At 62.3% G+C, this 16,609-nt stretch carries 22 protein-coding genes and 2 pseudogenes; 13 read left to right on the top strand and 11 right to left on the bottom strand.

Translation table 11 applies throughout. The features are described from left to right. Nucleotides 1-41: 41 nt before the first annotated feature. Nucleotides 42-386 carry a hypothetical protein gene (locus ACFTSA_RS15740; protein WP_377952452.1) on the bottom strand — a complete coding sequence of 115 codons (345 nt, stop codon included), beginning with the start codon at nucleotides 384-386 and terminating at the stop codon, nucleotides 42-44. Nucleotides 387-420: 34 nt separating this feature from the next. Here ACFTSA_RS15740 and ACFTSA_RS15745 point away from each other — a divergent pair, with 34 nt between their 5' ends. Further along, nucleotides 421-555 (top strand): hypothetical protein, encoded by a 135-nt coding sequence (locus tag ACFTSA_RS15745; RefSeq protein WP_377952453.1) that lies wholly within the window; start codon nucleotides 421-423, stop codon nucleotides 553-555. Between the two features lie 112 nt (nucleotides 556-667). Here the strand turns inward: ACFTSA_RS15745 and ACFTSA_RS15750 are convergent, their stop codons facing one another. Both ACFTSA_RS15750 and ACFTSA_RS15755 read right to left on the bottom strand, forming a co-directional pair. Then, nucleotides 668-952 (bottom strand): hypothetical protein, encoded by a 285-nt coding sequence (locus ACFTSA_RS15750; protein WP_377952454.1) that lies wholly within the window; start codon nucleotides 950-952, stop codon nucleotides 668-670. Nucleotides 953-1,029: 77 nt separating this feature from the next. Then, the gene (locus ACFTSA_RS15755) at nucleotides 1,030-1,530 is read right to left on the bottom strand and encodes a hypothetical protein (RefSeq protein ID WP_377952456.1); all 501 of its coding nucleotides are present in this window, start codon (nucleotides 1,528-1,530) and stop codon (nucleotides 1,030-1,032) included. 140 nt (nucleotides 1,531-1,670) lie between these two features. Between ACFTSA_RS15755 and ACFTSA_RS15760 the strand changes: the two genes are divergently transcribed. Continuing rightward, entirely contained in the window at nucleotides 1,671-2,102 is a 432-nt protein-coding gene (locus ACFTSA_RS15760; RefSeq protein ID WP_377922868.1) for a hypothetical protein, read from the top strand. Between the two features lie 83 nt (nucleotides 2,103-2,185). Here ACFTSA_RS15760 and ACFTSA_RS15765 read toward each other — a convergent pair whose 3' ends face one another. Both ACFTSA_RS15765 and ACFTSA_RS15770 read right to left on the bottom strand, forming a co-directional pair. Next, nucleotides 2,186-3,352, bottom strand: coding sequence for an MBL fold metallo-hydrolase (locus ACFTSA_RS15765; RefSeq protein WP_377952457.1), 1,167 nt, complete (start codon nucleotides 3,350-3,352; stop codon nucleotides 2,186-2,188). A gap of 383 nt (nucleotides 3,353-3,735) precedes the next feature. Then, nucleotides 3,736-3,993 carry a helix-turn-helix domain-containing protein gene (locus ACFTSA_RS15770; protein WP_377922869.1) on the bottom strand — a complete coding sequence of 86 codons (258 nt, stop codon included), beginning with the start codon at nucleotides 3,991-3,993 and terminating at the stop codon, nucleotides 3,736-3,738. A gap of 132 nt (nucleotides 3,994-4,125) precedes the next feature. Here ACFTSA_RS15770 and ACFTSA_RS15775 point away from each other — a divergent pair. Continuing rightward, nucleotides 4,126-4,530, top strand: a pseudogene (locus ACFTSA_RS15775) (deaminase); the annotation flags it as partial. A 267-nt stretch (nucleotides 4,531-4,797) separates the two neighbouring features. Here ACFTSA_RS15775 and ACFTSA_RS15780 read toward each other — a convergent pair. The 3 genes from ACFTSA_RS15780 to ACFTSA_RS15790 form a co-directional block, all read right to left on the bottom strand. After that, nucleotides 4,798-4,989 (bottom strand): LGFP repeat-containing protein, encoded by a 192-nt coding sequence (locus ACFTSA_RS15780; protein WP_377952458.1) that lies wholly within the window; start codon nucleotides 4,987-4,989, stop codon nucleotides 4,798-4,800. A 7-nt stretch (nucleotides 4,990-4,996) separates the two neighbouring features. After that, nucleotides 4,997-5,317 (bottom strand): hypothetical protein, encoded by a 321-nt coding sequence (locus tag ACFTSA_RS15785; RefSeq protein WP_377952460.1) that lies wholly within the window; start codon nucleotides 5,315-5,317, stop codon nucleotides 4,997-4,999. Nucleotides 5,318-5,707: 390 nt separating this feature from the next. Then, a complete protein-coding gene (locus ACFTSA_RS15790) occupies nucleotides 5,708-5,911 on the bottom strand; it encodes a hypothetical protein (protein WP_377952461.1) in 204 nt (67 codons plus the stop codon). 49 nt (nucleotides 5,912-5,960) lie between these two features. Between ACFTSA_RS15790 and ACFTSA_RS15795 the strand changes: the two genes are divergently transcribed. Continuing rightward, nucleotides 5,961-6,269 (top strand): hypothetical protein, encoded by a 309-nt coding sequence (locus tag ACFTSA_RS15795; protein ID WP_377952462.1) that lies wholly within the window; start codon nucleotides 5,961-5,963, stop codon nucleotides 6,267-6,269. Nucleotides 6,270-6,273: 4 nt separating this feature from the next. On the opposite strand, the gene ACFTSA_RS15800 is transcribed toward ACFTSA_RS15795, so the two are convergent. After that, entirely contained in the window at nucleotides 6,274-6,654 is a 381-nt protein-coding gene (locus tag ACFTSA_RS15800) for a helix-turn-helix transcriptional regulator (RefSeq protein WP_377952463.1), read from the bottom strand. 1,338 nt (nucleotides 6,655-7,992) lie between these two features. Between ACFTSA_RS15800 and ACFTSA_RS15805 the strand changes: the two genes are divergently transcribed. The 9 genes and pseudogenes from ACFTSA_RS15805 (at nucleotide 7,993) to ACFTSA_RS15845 (ending at nucleotide 14,976) form a co-directional block, all read left to right on the top strand. Further along, nucleotides 7,993-8,403: a hypothetical protein gene (locus tag ACFTSA_RS15805; protein ID WP_377952464.1), complete on the top strand. Its 411-nt coding sequence runs from the start codon at nucleotides 7,993-7,995 to the stop codon at nucleotides 8,401-8,403. A gap of 144 nt (nucleotides 8,404-8,547) precedes the next feature. After that, nucleotides 8,548-10,374: a GAF domain-containing protein gene (locus ACFTSA_RS15810; RefSeq protein ID WP_377952466.1), complete on the top strand. Its 1,827-nt coding sequence runs from the start codon at nucleotides 8,548-8,550 to the stop codon at nucleotides 10,372-10,374. Between the two features lie 187 nt (nucleotides 10,375-10,561). Continuing rightward, nucleotides 10,562-10,842: pseudogene (locus tag ACFTSA_RS15815) on the top strand (transposase); the annotation flags it as partial. 248 nt (nucleotides 10,843-11,090) lie between these two features. Further along, nucleotides 11,091-11,996 carry an NADP-dependent oxidoreductase gene (locus ACFTSA_RS15820; protein WP_377952467.1) on the top strand — a complete coding sequence of 302 codons (906 nt, stop codon included), beginning with the start codon at nucleotides 11,091-11,093 and terminating at the stop codon, nucleotides 11,994-11,996. Between the two features lie 152 nt (nucleotides 11,997-12,148). Next, nucleotides 12,149-13,042, top strand: a complete 894-nt coding sequence (locus ACFTSA_RS15825) for an alkene reductase (RefSeq protein ID WP_377952470.1) — start codon at nucleotides 12,149-12,151, stop codon at nucleotides 13,040-13,042. A gap of 76 nt (nucleotides 13,043-13,118) precedes the next feature. Continuing rightward, on the top strand, nucleotides 13,119-13,607 hold the full coding sequence (locus tag ACFTSA_RS15830; protein WP_377952472.1) for a MarR family winged helix-turn-helix transcriptional regulator: 489 nt from the start codon (nucleotides 13,119-13,121) through the stop codon (nucleotides 13,605-13,607). Further along, on the top strand, nucleotides 13,604-14,536 hold the full coding sequence (locus ACFTSA_RS15835) for an SDR family oxidoreductase (RefSeq protein ID WP_377952474.1): 933 nt from the start codon (nucleotides 13,604-13,606) through the stop codon (nucleotides 14,534-14,536). Before ACFTSA_RS15830 ends, ACFTSA_RS15835 begins: the two co-directional genes overlap by 4 nt. Before the next feature lie 114 nt (nucleotides 14,537-14,650). Continuing rightward, complete coding sequence (locus tag ACFTSA_RS15840) at nucleotides 14,651-14,788, top strand: hypothetical protein (RefSeq protein WP_377952475.1); 138 nt, start codon at nucleotides 14,651-14,653, stop codon at nucleotides 14,786-14,788. Continuing rightward, the gene (locus ACFTSA_RS15845) at nucleotides 14,770-14,976 is read left to right on the top strand and encodes an MmcQ/YjbR family DNA-binding protein (RefSeq protein ID WP_377922884.1); all 207 of its coding nucleotides are present in this window, start codon (nucleotides 14,770-14,772) and stop codon (nucleotides 14,974-14,976) included. The genes ACFTSA_RS15840 and ACFTSA_RS15845 overlap by 19 nt, the downstream gene beginning before the upstream one ends. A gap of 195 nt (nucleotides 14,977-15,171) precedes the next feature. Here ACFTSA_RS15845 and ACFTSA_RS15850 read toward each other — a convergent pair whose 3' ends face one another. Both ACFTSA_RS15850 and ACFTSA_RS15855 read right to left on the bottom strand, forming a co-directional pair. Further along, nucleotides 15,172-15,417: a hypothetical protein gene (locus ACFTSA_RS15850; RefSeq protein WP_377952476.1), complete on the bottom strand. Its 246-nt coding sequence runs from the start codon at nucleotides 15,415-15,417 to the stop codon at nucleotides 15,172-15,174. 566 nt (nucleotides 15,418-15,983) lie between these two features. Continuing rightward, on the bottom strand, nucleotides 15,984-16,496 hold the full coding sequence (locus tag ACFTSA_RS15855) for a TetR/AcrR family transcriptional regulator (RefSeq protein ID WP_377952477.1): 513 nt from the start codon (nucleotides 16,494-16,496) through the stop codon (nucleotides 15,984-15,986). Nucleotides 16,497-16,609 lie beyond the last annotated feature (113 nt).

Consider the following 16,609-nt stretch of genomic DNA (forward strand, 5'->3'; position numbering starts at 1 on the left):
TACCAGTGGTGGCTGTCGGCCACGTGAACAATCGGCATCGGTCAGGCGACGGGTGGCTGCAGTACTGTCTCGCGGATTTGCTGGAGCGAGTCCGGGCTGGCGGCAATTTCGATGGTCCCGCCGCTAGTTTGGTATGTCATGACCATGAAAGTCCGCGGCGTCACGTACCTGGTGTCCTGTCGGTTGAGCCGGCGTGGCACAGAGGCTGCTTCGAGCCCTTCCAAGACCGAGGGCCTGCCTGAGGGTTCGAGTGTGTCATAGACGGCCGGCTGAAAATCAACGCGTCCCGGGGACAGCGTGGCCACGCCCATATTCCAGATGCCGCTGAGAGACCCCGGCCGGGCCTCCGGATACCGGAGGTAGACCAGGTGTTGCCCCTGCCTCATTAGCCTGTCGGAGCTCTGTTTCAGGCGCTTCACGGTGAAATACCAGATCAGAGCGGTGCTGATCGAACCCATTGGCGTTGAAGAGAGCATCATCCAGCCGGCCCCCGATGACAAGGCTGATGGCGAAGCCCGTGCCCCAACAGAGGGCGAGAGCCATCGCAATCACTAAAACGGGGTGTTCACTGTCCCACTTCCTCATGGGCCAATACTAGGGGCGGGAGCGGTGAGCTGCCTAAGGTGGACCCTGCCCAGTAGGCCGGCGCCAATCGGGCTTGTAGCCTCTATTCAGGAAAAGTGAAGAAGCTCTTCGGATTGTCTGCCCCAAGCAGGTCATGATGGAACGGGATCGCGTCCACCGGGCGGGTGTCGGCGAACAGCACCGCCACTGTTCGGGAGTGGACGACGGTGTAGCGGGTGAGGCCGTCCACCCATGAATGGATCCCGGTGTACTCCTCGACATCCAGCCCGTCACCGAGCAGGCCCCGCTCCGCGAGCAGGTGGTAGACAACATTCCAGGCGCGATCCATCAGGTCGTTGATCGCCGCTTCCACTCTTGGAGCCGTCATACGACCATAGTGCTCCTGGAGTCTGACACGTTGCGGACGCCAGTCCGCGTGTCATCAAACTCCTGGACATGGGTTTGCTAGACGGGGACGGAAGCCGGCCCACCGACAGCTGCCCACAGCGCTTTCTCATAGTCACCGCCGAAGCTGATCTGGCTCAGGTCCTTGTACCGAACCTTGAAGGTCCCCTCCTCCCAGCGGGCGTTTTTGCCGATCGTCACCATGTCCACCGTCTTCTTGGAGAACTTCACCGGGACACCAACGAAGAATATGCCTTCCCATTTCTCTTCGAGGAACACCGACAGGACCTGGCTGTTTTCAGTGCCGCGCTCAAGGATGCCCTGTGCACCTGTACTGATTCCTGATGCCAGCGGTGCGGGCGGCCAGTCCGGCCGCCGTCGGAGGAAATCCTCCAGGCCGTGCGCCGCCCGGACGCGGCGGATCAGGTCCAGTCTCAGGGCCATGTACCCGTTGAGGTAGCCGCCGTCGCGGACGGCAGCCATCAGCACCCACTCTTCACCGATTTCCTGCACCACCCCATGCCGTTCGACGCCGCGCACAACGGTCCGGGTAACGCTCACCGGATGCTGTTGCGCTTTGGACTGCTCTAGCCTGAACCGAATCTTGCTCCGCGACTGTTTGCTGTGCCCCATGGGCACATCCTGACACGGTTGACGACCTGTCGGCAGCTGACAGCTTCGCGAATGTTTAGGATGCAGGAATGGCAGGGGTGGATCCGTGGGAATGGTACGACAAGGACAGGCTGCCCCAGGGGTGGGCCTACCCCGTCGGCCGTGACGAACTCGCCAGGCTTCTGGTCTCCGGAGGTGTGACTCTGGGCAGCCTGTCCTTCAGCGCGGGAACGCTGCGTGCAGACGAGCTCTACGTCCTGCGCGTCCACTGGCCATCCGACGCCAGGGCCAGGTATTTCCACTCACAAGGCATGCGCCGGGACCCGCTCATGATGTTTGTCCAGGCCGTCCCGTCGTCCCTGCGGCTGCCGGTAGGTCAGGCGCTGCGCGACAGGTGGCTGAAACAGGCCATCGCCTGGGCTGGTGAAGCTCCTCAGCGGGGCAACGCATGGACGGCATCAGACCATCACTGGAACCTCATCTACCGCTCAGGCACAGGATTCACGATTGATGCGAGCTAAGGCTGCCGATTGCATCACGACGCAAGATGATTCAAGCCACGGCCACAGTTGAGCTGTTGCGGGGACGCGTCCCCTGACTGCCCCTAGAGCCGGATGGGGAGCCGTTCCAAGTCCTTCCCAACGTGGAATTTGCCGGAGAAACCTTTTCGGGCCTGATCGAACCGGGACAGCGGTGGTTCGGACGGGACCAGATGGTTCAGTACCAGTTGCTTGACTCCCGCTTGCTCAGCGATGGCACCCAGTTTTGAGGCCGATGTATGTGCCGAGAACAGGTGTTCACGCACGCCCGGCTGGTCCTTGTAGACCGAATCCACCCAGGCGTCATCGATCACCTCATGCAAAAGCATGTCGGCATTCTTTGCCAGGGTCACGATGTTCTGCGAAGGCCCGGTGTCGCCAGAGATCACTACGGAGCCGCCGTCCGTATCGAAGCGGAAAGCGAACGCTGGGAACACCGGGAAATGATTCACCAGAATCGCGCTGACCCTGACCCTGTCGTCTTCGTAGATCTGGAAGGGCTCCATGTCCGGCATGGTCCGCATCGTTTCCAACTTTTCGCTGTACCCAGGGATCTTGATGTCCTCGACGTCGAGCAGATCGCGAAGATTGATAAAGCCGTTGTCCCGCACCCGGTCATTGATGTCTGTGGCGTAGGCGTCGAACAGTGCGTCAGTCATATCCACCGTGCCCGGCATCGGGTTCTTCGGGCTCGCCGGGGCCGGTGCCTTCTTTTCGCCGCGGACCGTGGTCAGGGTTTTGCGCCGACCCGGGCCCATAACCTTGACCGGTTTCTCCACGAGGTTGAGCCCGTTCCACCAGCCATAGTTGAACAATTTGAAATATTCGATGGTGTGGTCCGAATGCAGATGCGTAAGGAAGACTGCACGGAGGGTTGAGAACTCCTCGTATTCCTTATTGCCGTTGGGGTTAGCAAGCATGTACTGGTCTGGGGCCCTGTCACCCAGATCCACGACATATGATGCATCGCCGACGACAACAGCTGTGGAGATGCCCGCCGGCTGGACTTTCGGATACCATCCGGGTCCGCCGTTGATGCCCAGCAAGACAACATGGGGCACCTTCAGCGGAGCGGATACTTCCGCAGCCGGGAGCGCCGTCGAGGCTGCAGGCCTGGGATTTGAGGGGGTGCATCCAGTCAGCATGGCGGCTAAGCCGGCAGTGGCCGCGGCCGCGCCTCCTGAGAGCAGGGCACGTCTATCCAGTGCCTGGTTGTTCTTATTATCGGTCACGAATAATCCTCCCGCTGGCATCCGGCATCGGATGAACGCCGGCGTCTGGTACCAGTTTGCGGGCGTCCGCGTGGGATGTGCCGCTGATCACCCGACCCCGGCACTGCTCGACAAGAGCCGTGCGCTCGTAATCAATTTGCTTCGCCACAGCCGGCGCCTAAGGGTGCGGTGGAATAGCCCGAGGGAGTGTCGCAGCAGAACGTTTTCAGCACTGATGATTGCCAATACCGCCAGGAAGCCGGTGCCACCGCCTCCAAAACAGGGCTTTAGCACTGCGGCGAAGGCGCCGGTGGCCGGTGTGTACAAAGTCACCGCAGCCTGTTGGAACTTCCGGCGCGAAGGTCGCCGCTGGACAGCGCAGATGTGTAACCGGTTGAGGTGCGTCACGCGTGTTCTGAGTCGGACTCCCCGCCGTCCTTGAGTTCGCCGGCGGCGATGCGCTCGGCCGTTCGACGGTAGGCCTCGGCGATGTAGTCTTCGAGGTCGTTAACCCCGATGCGCCACAGTCCCCGGCCGCCGACTTGGATTCCGCGAAGCTCCCCGGTGCTGAGCAGGGCCCGGATCTGGCTCGGCGTCACGTTCAGCTCTTCAACCGCCTGAGAGATGGTCAGGAAACGGCGGGTTCGGGGTTCATCGGTCACCCGATCATCCTATGTGCGCAGCGGTTGACGGCCTCTGGACACCAAAGCTCGGCATTCCTAGCGTTAAGGCGTGCCCGAGCCGATGGAGGACAGCGGCACGGGCTCGGTCCAGAACGAGCCAGTCTAGTTTGAGGAGGCGCCATGACGACAGCACGTGAAATCATGACCGGCGGCGTCGAATGCGTCGGTGAGAACGAGACGCTGGAAGCGGCGGCCCGCAAGATGAAAGAGCTGGACGGCGACCCCATCGCCCACGGTGAGATGTCCGCATTGCGGGCTGCCGGACGCCAGAAGACCTACCGCGACACCACCCTTTACACCACGTTGGCGCCCTGCCCGATGTGCACCGGGACCATCATCCAGTTCAAAATTCCGCGTGTGGTGGTGGGCGAGGCGGAGACGTTCCCCGGCGAATTCGATCTTCTCCGCTCCCGCGGCGTCGAAGTGGTCGTGTTGAACGATGCCCGGTGCGTCGAGATGATGCGCTCGTTCCAGGACGAACACCCTGAACTCTGGGCTGAAGACATCGCCGAGTAGCGCGTACGCGCGCAACCCCGGATGGCGGACTGGTGCCGCCGGTGCGGCGGTTTGCCCCAGTCCGCCGCGCACCTGGACCGTGCTGACCGCTCCGGCACATGCGATCGTGTGGTCAAAAGGTGGTGTGGCGGCCCTGGCCGCCGGCTTGCTGGCTCTGCATCACGAATACCGCCAACGGGAGCGGTGAGGTTAGGACAGGCCGCCGGAGCAGAACCAGAGGTGCCCACGGATGGAGCACGGTCACCTCTGGTCAAAGTCCGAGATCAGTCAGCTGCTGGCATGCGGAATGCCCGCCTGAACGACTGCACCGGTCTTTGCGCTCCAGATGATCTGGCCGCCCTGGAACTGCTGCTTGATGAAGCCGTCCGGGTTGAGCATTTCGCCCGTGGTCGGGCACGCGAGGGCGCCGTTCTGGGCCAGCTCACCGGCCCGCTCTACGACCGGCTTCGTGGCATCCATTTGCCAGTCATCGTGTTCGCGGCCCAGGAAGGTCGAGTGGCGCGGCAACACCATGGACCGATGGCGGGCGGCGGGGCGGTGTACGCCTCCGCGGGGCTTCCTCGACCAGGCCGCTTTCCAGCTCAATGCGCATGCCCCACGGCGCTGAGAGCTCCCGGCCGGCGCCCTCGAAGCGAACATCCCAGAAACCGTTGCCGAAATAAGTGAACGAGCCGGTCTCGCCGACCAGTCCCGGCTGACGGGTGAACTCGGTTGCGAAGCGGCCGGCAACGAACCCAGGGTCCACAGCAATCAATAGGCCGCGCAACTGCTGATGGTTGGGCGTCATCAAACTCCTGTCCCCGTCACAGTCCTCCGTCACGGTCATGCTACAGGCGCCCAGGAGGCTGACCGGTGACACCCCGACACCCAATGTCAGCGGAAAATCTTGATCGAGCATTGCGCACTCACCGCGGGTGCCTTGAGCCTCTGGGAGCAAAGTGACAGTTAACGCCGGAGGCCACCGCCTCCACTGACAGCATCCGGTCGCCACCGACAGCAACGACCCGCCTACGGCTCCGGCGTTCCCTGATCGTCCCCTCCGTCGCCAGCTACCCCCCCCCCAGCCGCGGCGGAGGGGGCCACCACTCGAAGCGCAGCCCGGCCTATTTTTGATCGAATCTTGAGGCAAATCCCTGCGGCTCTTGAGGGGTGGGGGTCTTTGCGTTGGCACTTAGCCCTAGTCCTCACCGAGGCGCAAGATCGTGGCTTCGATCCGCTGGACCTCGGCCAGTGCGGCCCGGCGAGCTTCGTCCGCGGCCCGGTCCTCTTCGATCGTGGCTTCACCCTTGGACCATGCAAGGTGAACTTTTTCCCAAGTGTGGAGAGCCTCGGTGTAGCGAGCGGCGGCGGCTTTGAGTTCTTCTGTGGCTGCTGTAGTCATTCGAGCATCATGCCATAGCAGCCCGCGGCCCCTCTGGATGCTGGCTCGCATGGCTTCTAACCTCTCCGTCTTCCGCTTGGACGGCGTCGAGCACACCTTCGAGGCCGTCCAGCCGGATCTCTCTGGGAAGGACGTCCAGCGCTTCAGTTACGGCGAGGAGCCGGAAGTGATCGCCGAGCTGGCCTTGGCGGACGGCTCTGCAGTCGAGATCCACGGATACGCCGAGCACTGGAGGAAGGAGGAGGTCGCCGTCGGTTGGACCGACGACGACGCCCAGCTTTTCCATGCCTGGATACCGGCCGCGAAGGTTCGGCGCCCCTCCGCTGGCGAGTGGCACGGAAATTTCGTCTCCCGCTGACGCCCTACTTCAGCTGCTGAATGATCGCATAGGTCAAGACGTACACGAGCGGCGTCATTGCGGCGACGATCGCCGTAGATGAGTCGCTGATACGGCGGGAGCGGCGGGATTTCTTCGCCATGTTTACGCACTTTCCAGTCCGTGGTGACCCGTCACCGTATTGCCCCCGCCGAAGGCGAGTGCATACCCTCTTTACCTGGTTGTCCATCCAGGTATCCACGTCTGTCAGGCGGTAGAGGACGCGTCCCTGCCCGATACGCACGTACGCGGGGCCGCAGTCCAGGCTTGCCCAGTTGGCGAGCGTCGCGGAGCTCAGCCTCATGTGGGCAGCGGCCTCTTTCCGGGTGAGCCAGACTTTTTGCTCGGTCTCGTTATTTGTCTTCATATTTATCTCTATGCGGCCACCGCCGCGACGAGTGTCGCTTTGCGACTCCACCGCATGTGGGCACACTTTGGAAAGTGATTGGCGGGGGTGCGCGGGAATGCTTGTCCGGGGGAAATCCGCTACATTCCGGACCTCGAGGCATGGGCGGGGACGTGGAGGGATGCCCGGGAACCCTTCACTCGTAATGAAAGGTCATCAGGTGGATTCCGGCCCGGAGGGACCAGGATCCGCTTGGTTCTTCGCCATGCCGGCCTTTGCTATAATCCCACACCCGCGGACGACCAGATCGATCCCCGAAAATACGGGAACAGCGCCCTGTGCAGACACATGAGCTCTCGTCCACTTCGGTCATACTGCCAGGCAAAGCGTGGGCAATGAAGTGACATGAACAACCGTGAGGCAGCCACCACCCGGTTCGGGACGGCCCGCCCTAAACCCCGATCGTCATGTAGGTGAACCAACGCGAAGGCAATGAACAGGCATGCAGAACAAAAAGCGCCCCCACGCCTCACGACGGAAAACCCCTTCAAAATGCACAGCGTCATGCAGTAGATGCCGGAGGTAACGATGAAGAAGCAGAAAGAACACCACAACCGCAAGGAGGAACCCAATGAAGGACCAACGACGCGGAAAAGGAATCCAGCCGGACCTTTCCTCAGGTCATGTTGCACAGGCCAAGGACGTCCATGAACAAGTAATGAACGACGAACCGTCGATCTAGGAAGGCAAGGAGGCAGCTGGCCACCAACGAAAAAAGCCCCCGCAGGGGCCCTTCACAACACAATATGTCCACATTCAGAGGTTAAAAAGCCTCTGAACAGGGAAAACACGTGCCCGAGATGGGACTCGAACCGGGTGCCAGACCCCGAAAACCCGCCCTCTCCCGAAAACATCCGTAATCCGGCCCAGTCCACCGCCGGTACAACCGAATCCGAAGCCCGGGGTGTGCACATTGTGCACACCCCCTTTTTCTTCGCCTTGGGGCACACGGCGCACGGGAGCGACCACCGAACGACCACGACGAGCCACCAGTGCCGACTCGGCCGAGCCACGACATTCGGCCACCAATCGAGGGGGTTCAGAGACATAACGCGTCCCCTTCCATCCGCCGGCGATTCCTACTTAGCTCATGGGCGTTGGGCGGCACAGGACATGACCGCCCCCAAGCGAACACGAAGCCTCCCAGCCATGATGTTCGTGTCACCATTCGGTGACATACGGGATACAGCACAGGAGGATGCATGACGTTTGAAACCAGCTCGACTCGCCCGCAGCAGCGGGCGCCATTATCCGCGCCCGCCGCACAGCCAAGGGGCTGTCCTGCAAACCCTTGGCGACATGGCCCCCTTGTCACGGAAGTTCCTCATCGATCTGGAAGATGGCCACGACCACGCCGAACTCGCCAAAACCCTGGCCGTCACGGCCGCCCTCGGCCTGTCCCTGGCCGCCACAGATCCCATCCCTCACGGAAGCGACCACGACCCGGCACGGCAGGATTACGCGGCAACTTTCACCCGCCTCATCACCGAACGGATTTTGAGTTCGCCATCAAAATGCTCGCCGATTACGCCAACGCATCCCTCCTGGTCAGCGGCCCTCGCCGGAATCACCAACTACACCGCACACCGCCTCGGACAACCAGCGCCATCCTGGACACGACGGATCAAGCCCCTCGACAAGGCATGGAAGGTCGGCTGGAAGCTCGAATCTCTCGTTCTGTCTTTCTCTCAGCGTGTCACGCGATACTGACATCTCTACGTATACCGATATGAGCCGCAGGACCTAGTACATCGCGATCTCAGCTCATTTGCGTTCGACGAGCTTCTGGAGCTGGGCATCGTAGACGTAGTCGGTGATCTCGCCGGTCTATGGAATCAGTGCCAAAATCAAAGGGTGAGAGTACGACCAGATCGTCTGGCCGAATACCTGCAGGGATGGTTGCAGGCCTTGGCCGATATTGGTGCAGCCGTCAACCGCGGTACGTCTCTGCGGGAGTTGTTGGATCAGATAGCACGCTCAACATGCCAGCTCATGTCCTGCGATTTTTGCGCCGTCACAATTCCTGACGACTCTTCCCACGTTCTGGTCATCGAAGGATCTTTCGGACTATCACCGGACTACATCCGTTATGTGAACGACTCTCACCCGATTCGTCTGGATGGTGTCCATGAGCCCACGCCAACAGCCCAAGCATTCACCTTAGGCATTCCCGTTCAGGTTTCTGACATCGGGAGCGATCCGACGCTTGCACCGTATCAGGCCGCGGCGAAGGAAGCCGGGCTCACTTCTATGATTTCCGTGCCGCTGAATTCCGCTGACGCAGTTCTGGGTACCCTGAACTGCTATTCACGTTCACTGCGCCACTTCACCAAGGAGGAAGAGTCTCTCCTCATTATGGTGGCAGACCAGGCAGCCGTTGCCGTGACGACCAGTCGCCTGCGCTCCGTTGAGGCGCAAAGGATCGCCAGCCTTAATAATCTCGAAGAGCAGTATGAGCTGCAAAAGCAAGCTGAATCCGCTCAGGAACGACTAACCGCCCTCATCCTGAACGGCGGAGGCATGCACGAGATAGGAGAAGCCCTCACTGAAATCCTGAACCGTCCCGTGGCAGTGTGCGAGACGAACGGAATTGTGCTTTACAGCTCCAGACGTTCCGGCACTGCGCTTCCCACTTCCATCCTTACCGCGGCCGCTCCCACTCCGTCGGCACCCGGCGGGAGGTCCGGGCTGCTAAACGGCGTTCGCCTGCCTGTACCCGAGGGCACGTTGCAGGTCGTTTGTGCGCCCGTCATGATCAGAGGAGAAACCGTCGCCTGGCTATGGACAAGCGGGCCAATTTCCGAGCTGCGACCCTTGGAGCGCCAAACTCTCGAACGCGCGGTTTCGCCCCTGGCCCTGGAACTTTTCCGTACCCGTGCAGTACCTGAATACGCCTGGCAGACGTCCGGCCAGCTTCTCGCCGAAATATTGACGGGAAAGGGTCGAAGCCGATCCGGACTCCTTACCCGGGCCGCCGATTCAGGACACGATCTGACATGCCCACAAGCGCTGCTCTGCGTTGACATCGCACCCGACAGGGAGCAGGAACAGTTCCCCTACTGGCTTTCAGCAGCATTCACCGAAATTGCAGCTCACCTGTCCCCCATGCCCATCCTCGGCATTCACAACGGATATATCGCCGGCCTATGGCCCCTTCAGGAAAAAAAGACTGCTGATTTGAGGAACGTCGTAGAGAGGCTCCGACAAGCCGCCGATGACGAGACGTCTGCCGTCCGCTATGCAGCCATCGTCGGACCCTTGGCAGACGTTACCGAGAGTGCAGAGGCCTTTGCAACGGCACGAGGAGCCTTGCGATTGGCAGGCTTTCGCGGCTCACCGTCCCGGACACTCTTGCTGATCGATCAGGGACTTCTTAAGCTGCTGCTACAAAACGCAAATATATCCGCTCTTAGCCAATACGCGGACCAGGTCCTCAAACCCTTGCGTGCACACGATGTCTCGCACCATACGCTCCTGCTGCCAACGATCTCAGCGCTCATTCACCACGACCTGGACGTTGAAGCGGCAGCCGCTGTATGTCGGCTTGAAAAGAGCATATTCGAACAGAACGTCCAACTGGCGGAGAACGTTCTTGACCTCAAGGCCTCACGTATCGCAGACCTGATGAAGATGTCGTTGGCAATCGAGGTGCAGGACATATTCGGCGGCTCAATCAGCTAGCCACAATGTATGCACTTTCGATTGTGAGGTTTCTGCAATCCGCCACTCCTGGTATCTGGTCAGCTTCCTCGCGTCCATCAGAGACCAGTGATGAAGACCTGGGCGACTAGCAGCAAGTTTGAACGGCTGCGGCGCTCGTCACCCCGATAATCGCGGCAGTTGGTCTGGCGTCGCCGTTGTTTGGCACTGCGTCGGGGTGCGTTCCTCGCGGGAGCTGGGACTGGCGTGCGTGGACGTGGTGGCGTTCTGTTGGCTCGCCGCGCAGCAGGCCCGGATTTCCGGTCCATCTGCAGGTTCCGCCAGCGCCATCTGTCGGCGTTGGGGAATGTGTTCCTTCAGGCCCTGGAACTGTGCCGGGCCGCGGGCATGGTCTCGTTGGGCCGGGTCGCGTTGGACGAGACGAAGGTGCGGGCCAACGCGTCACGGCGCAAGGCGATGAGCTATGCGCGGTTGACCGAGAAGCTAAGCCGCGCCCCCAGGTCATCTCCGGACCGCTCGCCGCCATTGCCCAACCCAGTGGGCCACGGGCCGCGGCGGCAGTGGCGTTGCCACCAAAGAGCAGAACGGGGCGGCCATCGGCCAAGTATCGGAAGCACCCGAAGTGGAACACCTTGTCGATACGGGGCTGGTCATCATGAATACTTGTGGCTAGCCACATATTCGCGTATTGTATGTGGCTAGCCACATACTTCGTTTCGACAGGAAGAGAAGAGATCATGAAAGCCATCCAATTTGATCAGTTCGGCGGAACCGATGTTCTGCACGAGGCGGACGTCGAGGTCCCACAGCCTGGTCCAGGGCAAGTGCGTGTCCGGGTCAGGGCGGCCGGAGTGAACGCACTGGACGGAAAGATCCGCTCCGGCGCGCTGCAAGACGCTTTCCCGACACCGCTGCCCGTCATTCCAGGCTACGAGGTCTCCGGCGCGGTGGATGCAGTGGGCGTCGGCGTGACGGATGTGAGCGTGGGAGACGAGGTCGTTGGGTGGTCAGATACCGGCGCCTACGCCCAGTACGCCCTGGCCACTACCGTGGCCCCCAAGCCCGCCGACCTTGACTGGGAACACGCGGTCGCGCTCCCTGTGGCGGGCGAAACAGCCGAGCGGGTCTTGAACCTGCTCAGTGTCGCCCCCGGGGAGACCTTGCTCGTCCATGGTGCCGCAGGAGCCGTCGGGACCATCGTGGTCCAACTTGCAGTTGCCCGGGGTGCGCACGTCATCGGCACTGCCGGCCCCGCCAATCAGGACTATGTCGCCTCCCTCGGCGCCGAGGCGACCGTGTACGGCGATGGGCTGGTCGAGCGGGTGCGGACCCTTGCCCCCAATGGCGTAGACACGGTGCTCGATGTTGCAGGGAAGGGAGCGCTCGAGGACTCCATCGCCCTGCGCGGCGGCACCGACCGGATCGTCACTCTCGCCGACTTCCGCGCTCATCAGCTCGGGATCACTTTTGCCACCAGTCCCAAGGAGCGCTCGGCCGACCACCTGGCTGCGCTGGCGCAGGACGCCGCCGTCGGAAAAATCGTCACGACAGTCCGGGCCTATCCCCTGGCTCAGGCCGCCACGGCCCAGCAGGTCAGCGATGCCGGGCACATCAGGGGCAAGCTTGTGCTCACCGTCGCCTGACCACACCGTGGCTTTCCACCACTTGACCATCACCGCACCGAAGGAATACACATGCTGAACACCCTATGGACCCCGACCACCGTCGGCGGCACCTTGCTCCCCCACCGCCTCGTCATGGCCCCCATGACCGGCGACCGCTCCACCCCCGAGGGGTGCCGACGGAGCTCAACGACGAATACTACGCCCAGCGGGCCTCGAACGCGCTCATCATCACGGAGGGCACCCAGCCTTCCCCCGACGGACAGGGCTACCTGCTTACTCCAGGGATTCACAATGATGAGCAGATCGCCGGCTGGCGGCAGGTCAGCGACGCCGTACACGCAGCCAACGGCCGGATCTTCATCCAGCTGATGCATACCGGGCGCATCGCCCACCCCGAGAACACCCCGCACGGACGCCAGCCTGTCGCGCCGTCGGCGATCCGCCCGGCCGGCGTCATGTTCACGGCCTCCGGGCCGCAAGAGATGCCCGCCCCGCGCTCACTGTCCACCGACGAGGCCGGGGCGAGTGTGGACGACTTCCGCCGCGCCGCGGCGGCTTCCATCGCGGCGGGGGCTGACGGCGTGGAGATCCACGCAGCGAACGGCTATCTGGTGCACCAATTCCTGTCGGACAACAGCAACCAGCGCACGGACCGCTACGGCGGCTCCATCGACAACCGCATCCGCTTCGCTGTGGAGGTCGCCACTGCCGTGGCAAACGAGATCGGCCCCGAGCGAACCGGCCTGCGTATCTCCCCCGGCAACCCCTACAACGACATCGCCGAGTCCGACACAGCCGAGCTGTATCCGGCGCTCCTGCGCACCCTCAGTCCGCTGGGCCTGGCGTATCTTCACGTCCTGCACGCCGGCGACGATGCATTGTTGGGCGCGCTTGGCGAGCTATGGCCGTCCACGCTGATCCTCAACCGCTCCGGCGCTGACCTGTCCACCCGAGCCAAGGACATCGAAAACGGCAAAGCCGAACTTATCTCCGTCGGTGCCCTCACGCTTGCCAACCCGGACCTGGTCGCGGCTGCGTTCGGATGCACCGTTGAACACCCCTGATCCGGCGACTTTCTATGGAGGTGGCGCTGTAGGCTACACCGACTACCCGACACACAGTGGCTGAATGGACACAAAAATGCCGACTCCAAACCTGCACACCCCCACTACCTTCGACCAGGGCCGGGTGAGCTACGCGATCTTTCAACTTGCCCGCGCCCACCGGGGCTACGCTGCCGGCCTGCTCCGACAGTTGGATCTCCACCCCGGACAGGAACTGGTGCTCATGCACCTCTTCGACCGCGACGGCCAGACCCAGTCCGAACTGCTCGCCAGCGTCGGACTCGACCACTCCACCGTCTCCAAAACCCTGCGCCGCATGCAGGATGCCGGCCTTCTGATCCGCCAGCCGGCCGACCACGACCGGCGCGTCATGGTCGTCCATCTCACCGAGAAGGGCCGGGCCATGCGTGAGCCGATCGATTCCATGTGGCGGAACCTGGAAGAGATCACGACCCGGAACCTGTCACCACAGCAGGCGGAGTCCGTAATAGACGCCGCTGACGCCATCGTTTATGCCATCAACGCCCGGACCAAAACGGACCGGATAGAAAGTGAGACCTCATGACCACCACCCCTTCAACCCTCCCGGTCCTCGTCGTCGGGGCCACCGGCTCCCTCGGAGGCAAGGTCGTCGACGAACTGCTCATACGCGGCAAGAGCGTTCGCGCGCTGGTACGTTCCACTACCGACGCCAGCCGGCTCGAAAACAAGGGGGTCGAGATCGCCCGCGGCGACATGCTCGACCTCGGCTCGCTCGTCGCCGCCATGCAGGGAGCGGACGCCGTCATCACTACCGCCGCCGGATACACCCGCGGCGGCAAGAACGCCCAGGACATCGATACAGTCGGCAACGCCAACCTCGCCGAGGCAGCCCACCTGACCGGAATCCGGCGGTTCGTCCTGACCAGCATCCTCACCAGCGACCAGACACCCAAGGTCCCCCACTTCTGGCACAAAAAAGTGGCAGAGGACAAGCTCGAACAGCTCGGGGTCCCGTTCATCGCCCTGCGTCCAGGGGCATTCATCGACCAGGTCGCAAGCATGGGCGGCAATCCCATCGAAAAGGGTCGAATGATGTGGCCGGGCAAGGCGTCCGTCCCGCTGACCTTCGTCCATACCTCCGACCTCGCGGCATACTTGGCCGCCGCCGTCGACGCCGATACCGAAGACGGCGAGCGCGTCGACATCGGCTGGGACCGGCCGGTCAGCGTGCTAGAGGTGGCAAATCTCATCGCAGTCAGCGGTGGAAAGCCGATCAGGGTGCGCGCAGTTCCTTCCGCGCTCACCCGTTTCATAGGCGCCGTTGCCGGGCGCTTCTGGCCTATCGTGGCGGACATGACAGCGATGTTCGGCTGGTTCGACACCGGCCGATACGTCGCGAACACCCGCCGACAGGAGCAGCTGTTCGGGCCCCCACCCACCGCCGAGGACGCTATCACCCGCCTCACCAACGAACTGGTCAAACCGAACCACCACGCAGGAGTGCCCCAATAACTGACGTCAAAGTCCCGCCGGCGCCGGGCTGAATTCCCCTTCTGCCCGCCGTCGGCATGCCCTCCCGCCAGTCGGCAAGGGTCTTCGCTGTCCTATCTTGGAAGGAATGTCCTTTTGAAAGGAACGACGCTGCAAAAGCGGGCAGCAGCCCGCGCGCAGGAGCTGCCCGGCTCGCAGCTGGAACACCCATTCGGTGAGGACTGGGACGTGTACAAGGTGCGCGGGAAGGCTTCATGCTTCTCACAGAAGTGACCGGAGAGCCGATCGCGGTGCTAAAGGCCACCCCCGCAGACAGCAAAGTGTTACAGCAGTCGCACGAACACATCACCCCTGGCTACCACATGAACAAGAAGCACTGGATCACGCTGTTCGAGGGCAAGGACATCGACGCACTCCTGGTAGATGATCTCGTCACTGCGCGTGCAGCATCTGCCGGCTGAGTTCCCTCCCGTTGTACTTGCGAACGGCATTCTCAGGGTGAATCGGACTTCGAGGCCCGCCCTTGGGGCGGCTCGGGAACTCCTTCCGCAACTGCGCAAGGTAGTTGCTCGTGGTCTCAGCATTGATCATTCCCAGCCTCATCGCGCGCACCGTTACGGCGCTCGCAGTGACCTTCAATTCGTCCGACGCGATCCTCACGTCATCGAGCGACGCGGGTCGGACCGCCTTAGACCAGTCGCGGGGCGCCGGTGGGCCCGGTACTCAGTCACCACATTGATTCCGCTGTTGTAGTGAGAGCCCGTCGAGAAGATGGAGTCGATGATGCAGAGCGCCAGGCTGTGCGGGTAGCCATCGGCGGCAATCCACTTGCTCTCGTCCTCAAAAATACCTCGGCATACCTCTGTCAGCCTTTCCGCCTCGGCGGTGAAGTCAGTCGTCACCCTCGGACTCTAGCAAGCATCATCAATATCTTCGGGATTCAGGTAGGCGTACCAGCGCAGCTCATCGAGGGTGGATAGATTCAGTGTGAAACCTGTCTCTGGCTCGAACGAGCAAATTGATTTCCCCCTCGTTCCATGAAGGAGGCACCGCCGTCCGTTGGCTCGTAGTCAGCGCTTCCCAATGCCTGCCAGTCCGTTCCTCAACCACAGCTGCCACTTGCCCGGCGATGAACGGAACGGGATCACGAACTCATAAAAGATCACCGGTCACATTGCGGCTCCGCCGTCGAGACGAGTCGTCACGGCCACATGGCAGAAATGTATTGACTGTCGTGAACTGGCGAGTCGCCCTAATGCTCTCGACGGCCGACTGCGGGCTGTCTGTGGCGAAAAACGGGTGCGAGCTCGTGCGCGGTGAGGGTGAAGCCGAGCTCGCTGTTCACTTCTTCGGATGACAGCCGCTCACTCCTGGTGAAAAGCGGGCTGACCGAGGAGATAGGGCAGGAGGACGTCTTCAACGTAGCGGTGCAGGTAGGTCGCGGTCACGGTAGTCGGCGCTCCCCCGATCAGCAGGGGTGCGAACAGGGCGCCGAGCATGAGGTGCGGGGGCGTACTGCGCCCTTCGGGCGGTCGTTTCTCCCGCGTTCGACAGCGGCCGCCAGGAGGGCGGACAGAGCGGATCGCAGCGGCTGCAGCACAACCTCGATGCTGTGGGCGAGGCCTCGGTCGTGCCGCGCAGCGTGCGCGAGGACGAGAACGCGCCCGATATTCCGCTCCCCGTGCGCACTGAGCATCCGCACCAGTTCTGCCAGATCGCTGCGCAGTGCGGTTGAGCTGATCTGGTCAAGGTCGATTCCGCTGCGGGCACGAGCGGCGACTAGGAGGACCAACGTGGGCTTGTCGGTCCAGTGCCGGTACAGGGTCGCTTTGCTCGCGCCCGCGCGTTGGGCGATCGCTTCGATGGTGGCGTTCTCGTATCCGTCGTCGAGCAAGACGTCGATCGTCGCGTCGAAGATCTCGCTACGTCGCTGCTCGGACAGGCGGAGTCTCGTCATAACGGGAGCAGCGGCGGCGCTCATACACGCATTCTCGCTGCGAGAGACCAGGCGGCACTCGGAACAGGCGCGGCAGCGCGTGCATGGCACGTCCGCCGGGTACCGCTACTGTCTTCTTTCGAGCGAGGCCGGTCTCG

It is taken from the genome of Arthrobacter sp. NPDC057013 (assembly GCF_042674585.1).
Lineage (GTDB): Bacteria > Actinomycetota > Actinomycetes > Actinomycetales > Micrococcaceae > Arthrobacter.

Excerpts from the sequence above, each read along its gene's own strand:
- ACFTSA_RS15855 (WP_377952477.1), bottom strand. The coding sequence starts at position 16,496 with ATGAGCGCCGCCGCTGCTCCCGTTATGACGAGACTCCGCCTGTCCGAG.
- ACFTSA_RS15820 (WP_377952467.1), top strand. The coding sequence starts at position 11,091 with ATGAAAGCCATCCAATTTGATCAGTTCGGCGGAACCGATGTTCTGCAC.
- ACFTSA_RS15805 (WP_377952464.1), top strand. The coding sequence starts at position 7,993 with ATGGCCCCCTTGTCACGGAAGTTCCTCATCGATCTGGAAGATGGCCAC.
- ACFTSA_RS15740 (WP_377952452.1), bottom strand. The coding sequence starts at position 386 with ATGAGGCAGGGGCAACACCTGGTCTACCTCCGGTATCCGGAGGCCCGG.
- ACFTSA_RS15835 (WP_377952474.1), top strand. The coding sequence starts at position 13,604 with ATGACCACCACCCCTTCAACCCTCCCGGTCCTCGTCGTCGGGGCCACC.
- ACFTSA_RS15800 (WP_377952463.1), bottom strand. The coding sequence starts at position 6,654 with ATGAAGACAAATAACGAGACCGAGCAAAAAGTCTGGCTCACCCGGAAA.
- ACFTSA_RS15830 (WP_377952472.1), top strand. The coding sequence starts at position 13,119 with ATGCCGACTCCAAACCTGCACACCCCCACTACCTTCGACCAGGGCCGG.
- ACFTSA_RS15780 (WP_377952458.1), bottom strand. The coding sequence starts at position 4,989 with ATGGATGCCACGAAGCCGGTCGTAGAGCGGGCCGGTGAGCTGGCCCAG.
- ACFTSA_RS15845 (WP_377922884.1), top strand. The coding sequence starts at position 14,770 with ATGCTTCTCACAGAAGTGACCGGAGAGCCGATCGCGGTGCTAAAGGCC.
- ACFTSA_RS15795 (WP_377952462.1), top strand. The coding sequence starts at position 5,961 with ATGGCTTCTAACCTCTCCGTCTTCCGCTTGGACGGCGTCGAGCACACC.
- ACFTSA_RS15750 (WP_377952454.1), bottom strand. The coding sequence starts at position 952 with ATGACGGCTCCAAGAGTGGAAGCGGCGATCAACGACCTGATGGATCGC.
- ACFTSA_RS15785 (WP_377952460.1), bottom strand. The coding sequence starts at position 5,317 with ATGACGCCCAACCATCAGCAGTTGCGCGGCCTATTGATTGCTGTGGAC.
- ACFTSA_RS15760 (WP_377922868.1), top strand. The coding sequence starts at position 1,671 with ATGGCAGGGGTGGATCCGTGGGAATGGTACGACAAGGACAGGCTGCCC.
- ACFTSA_RS15790 (WP_377952461.1), bottom strand. The coding sequence starts at position 5,911 with ATGACTACAGCAGCCACAGAAGAACTCAAAGCCGCCGCCGCTCGCTAC.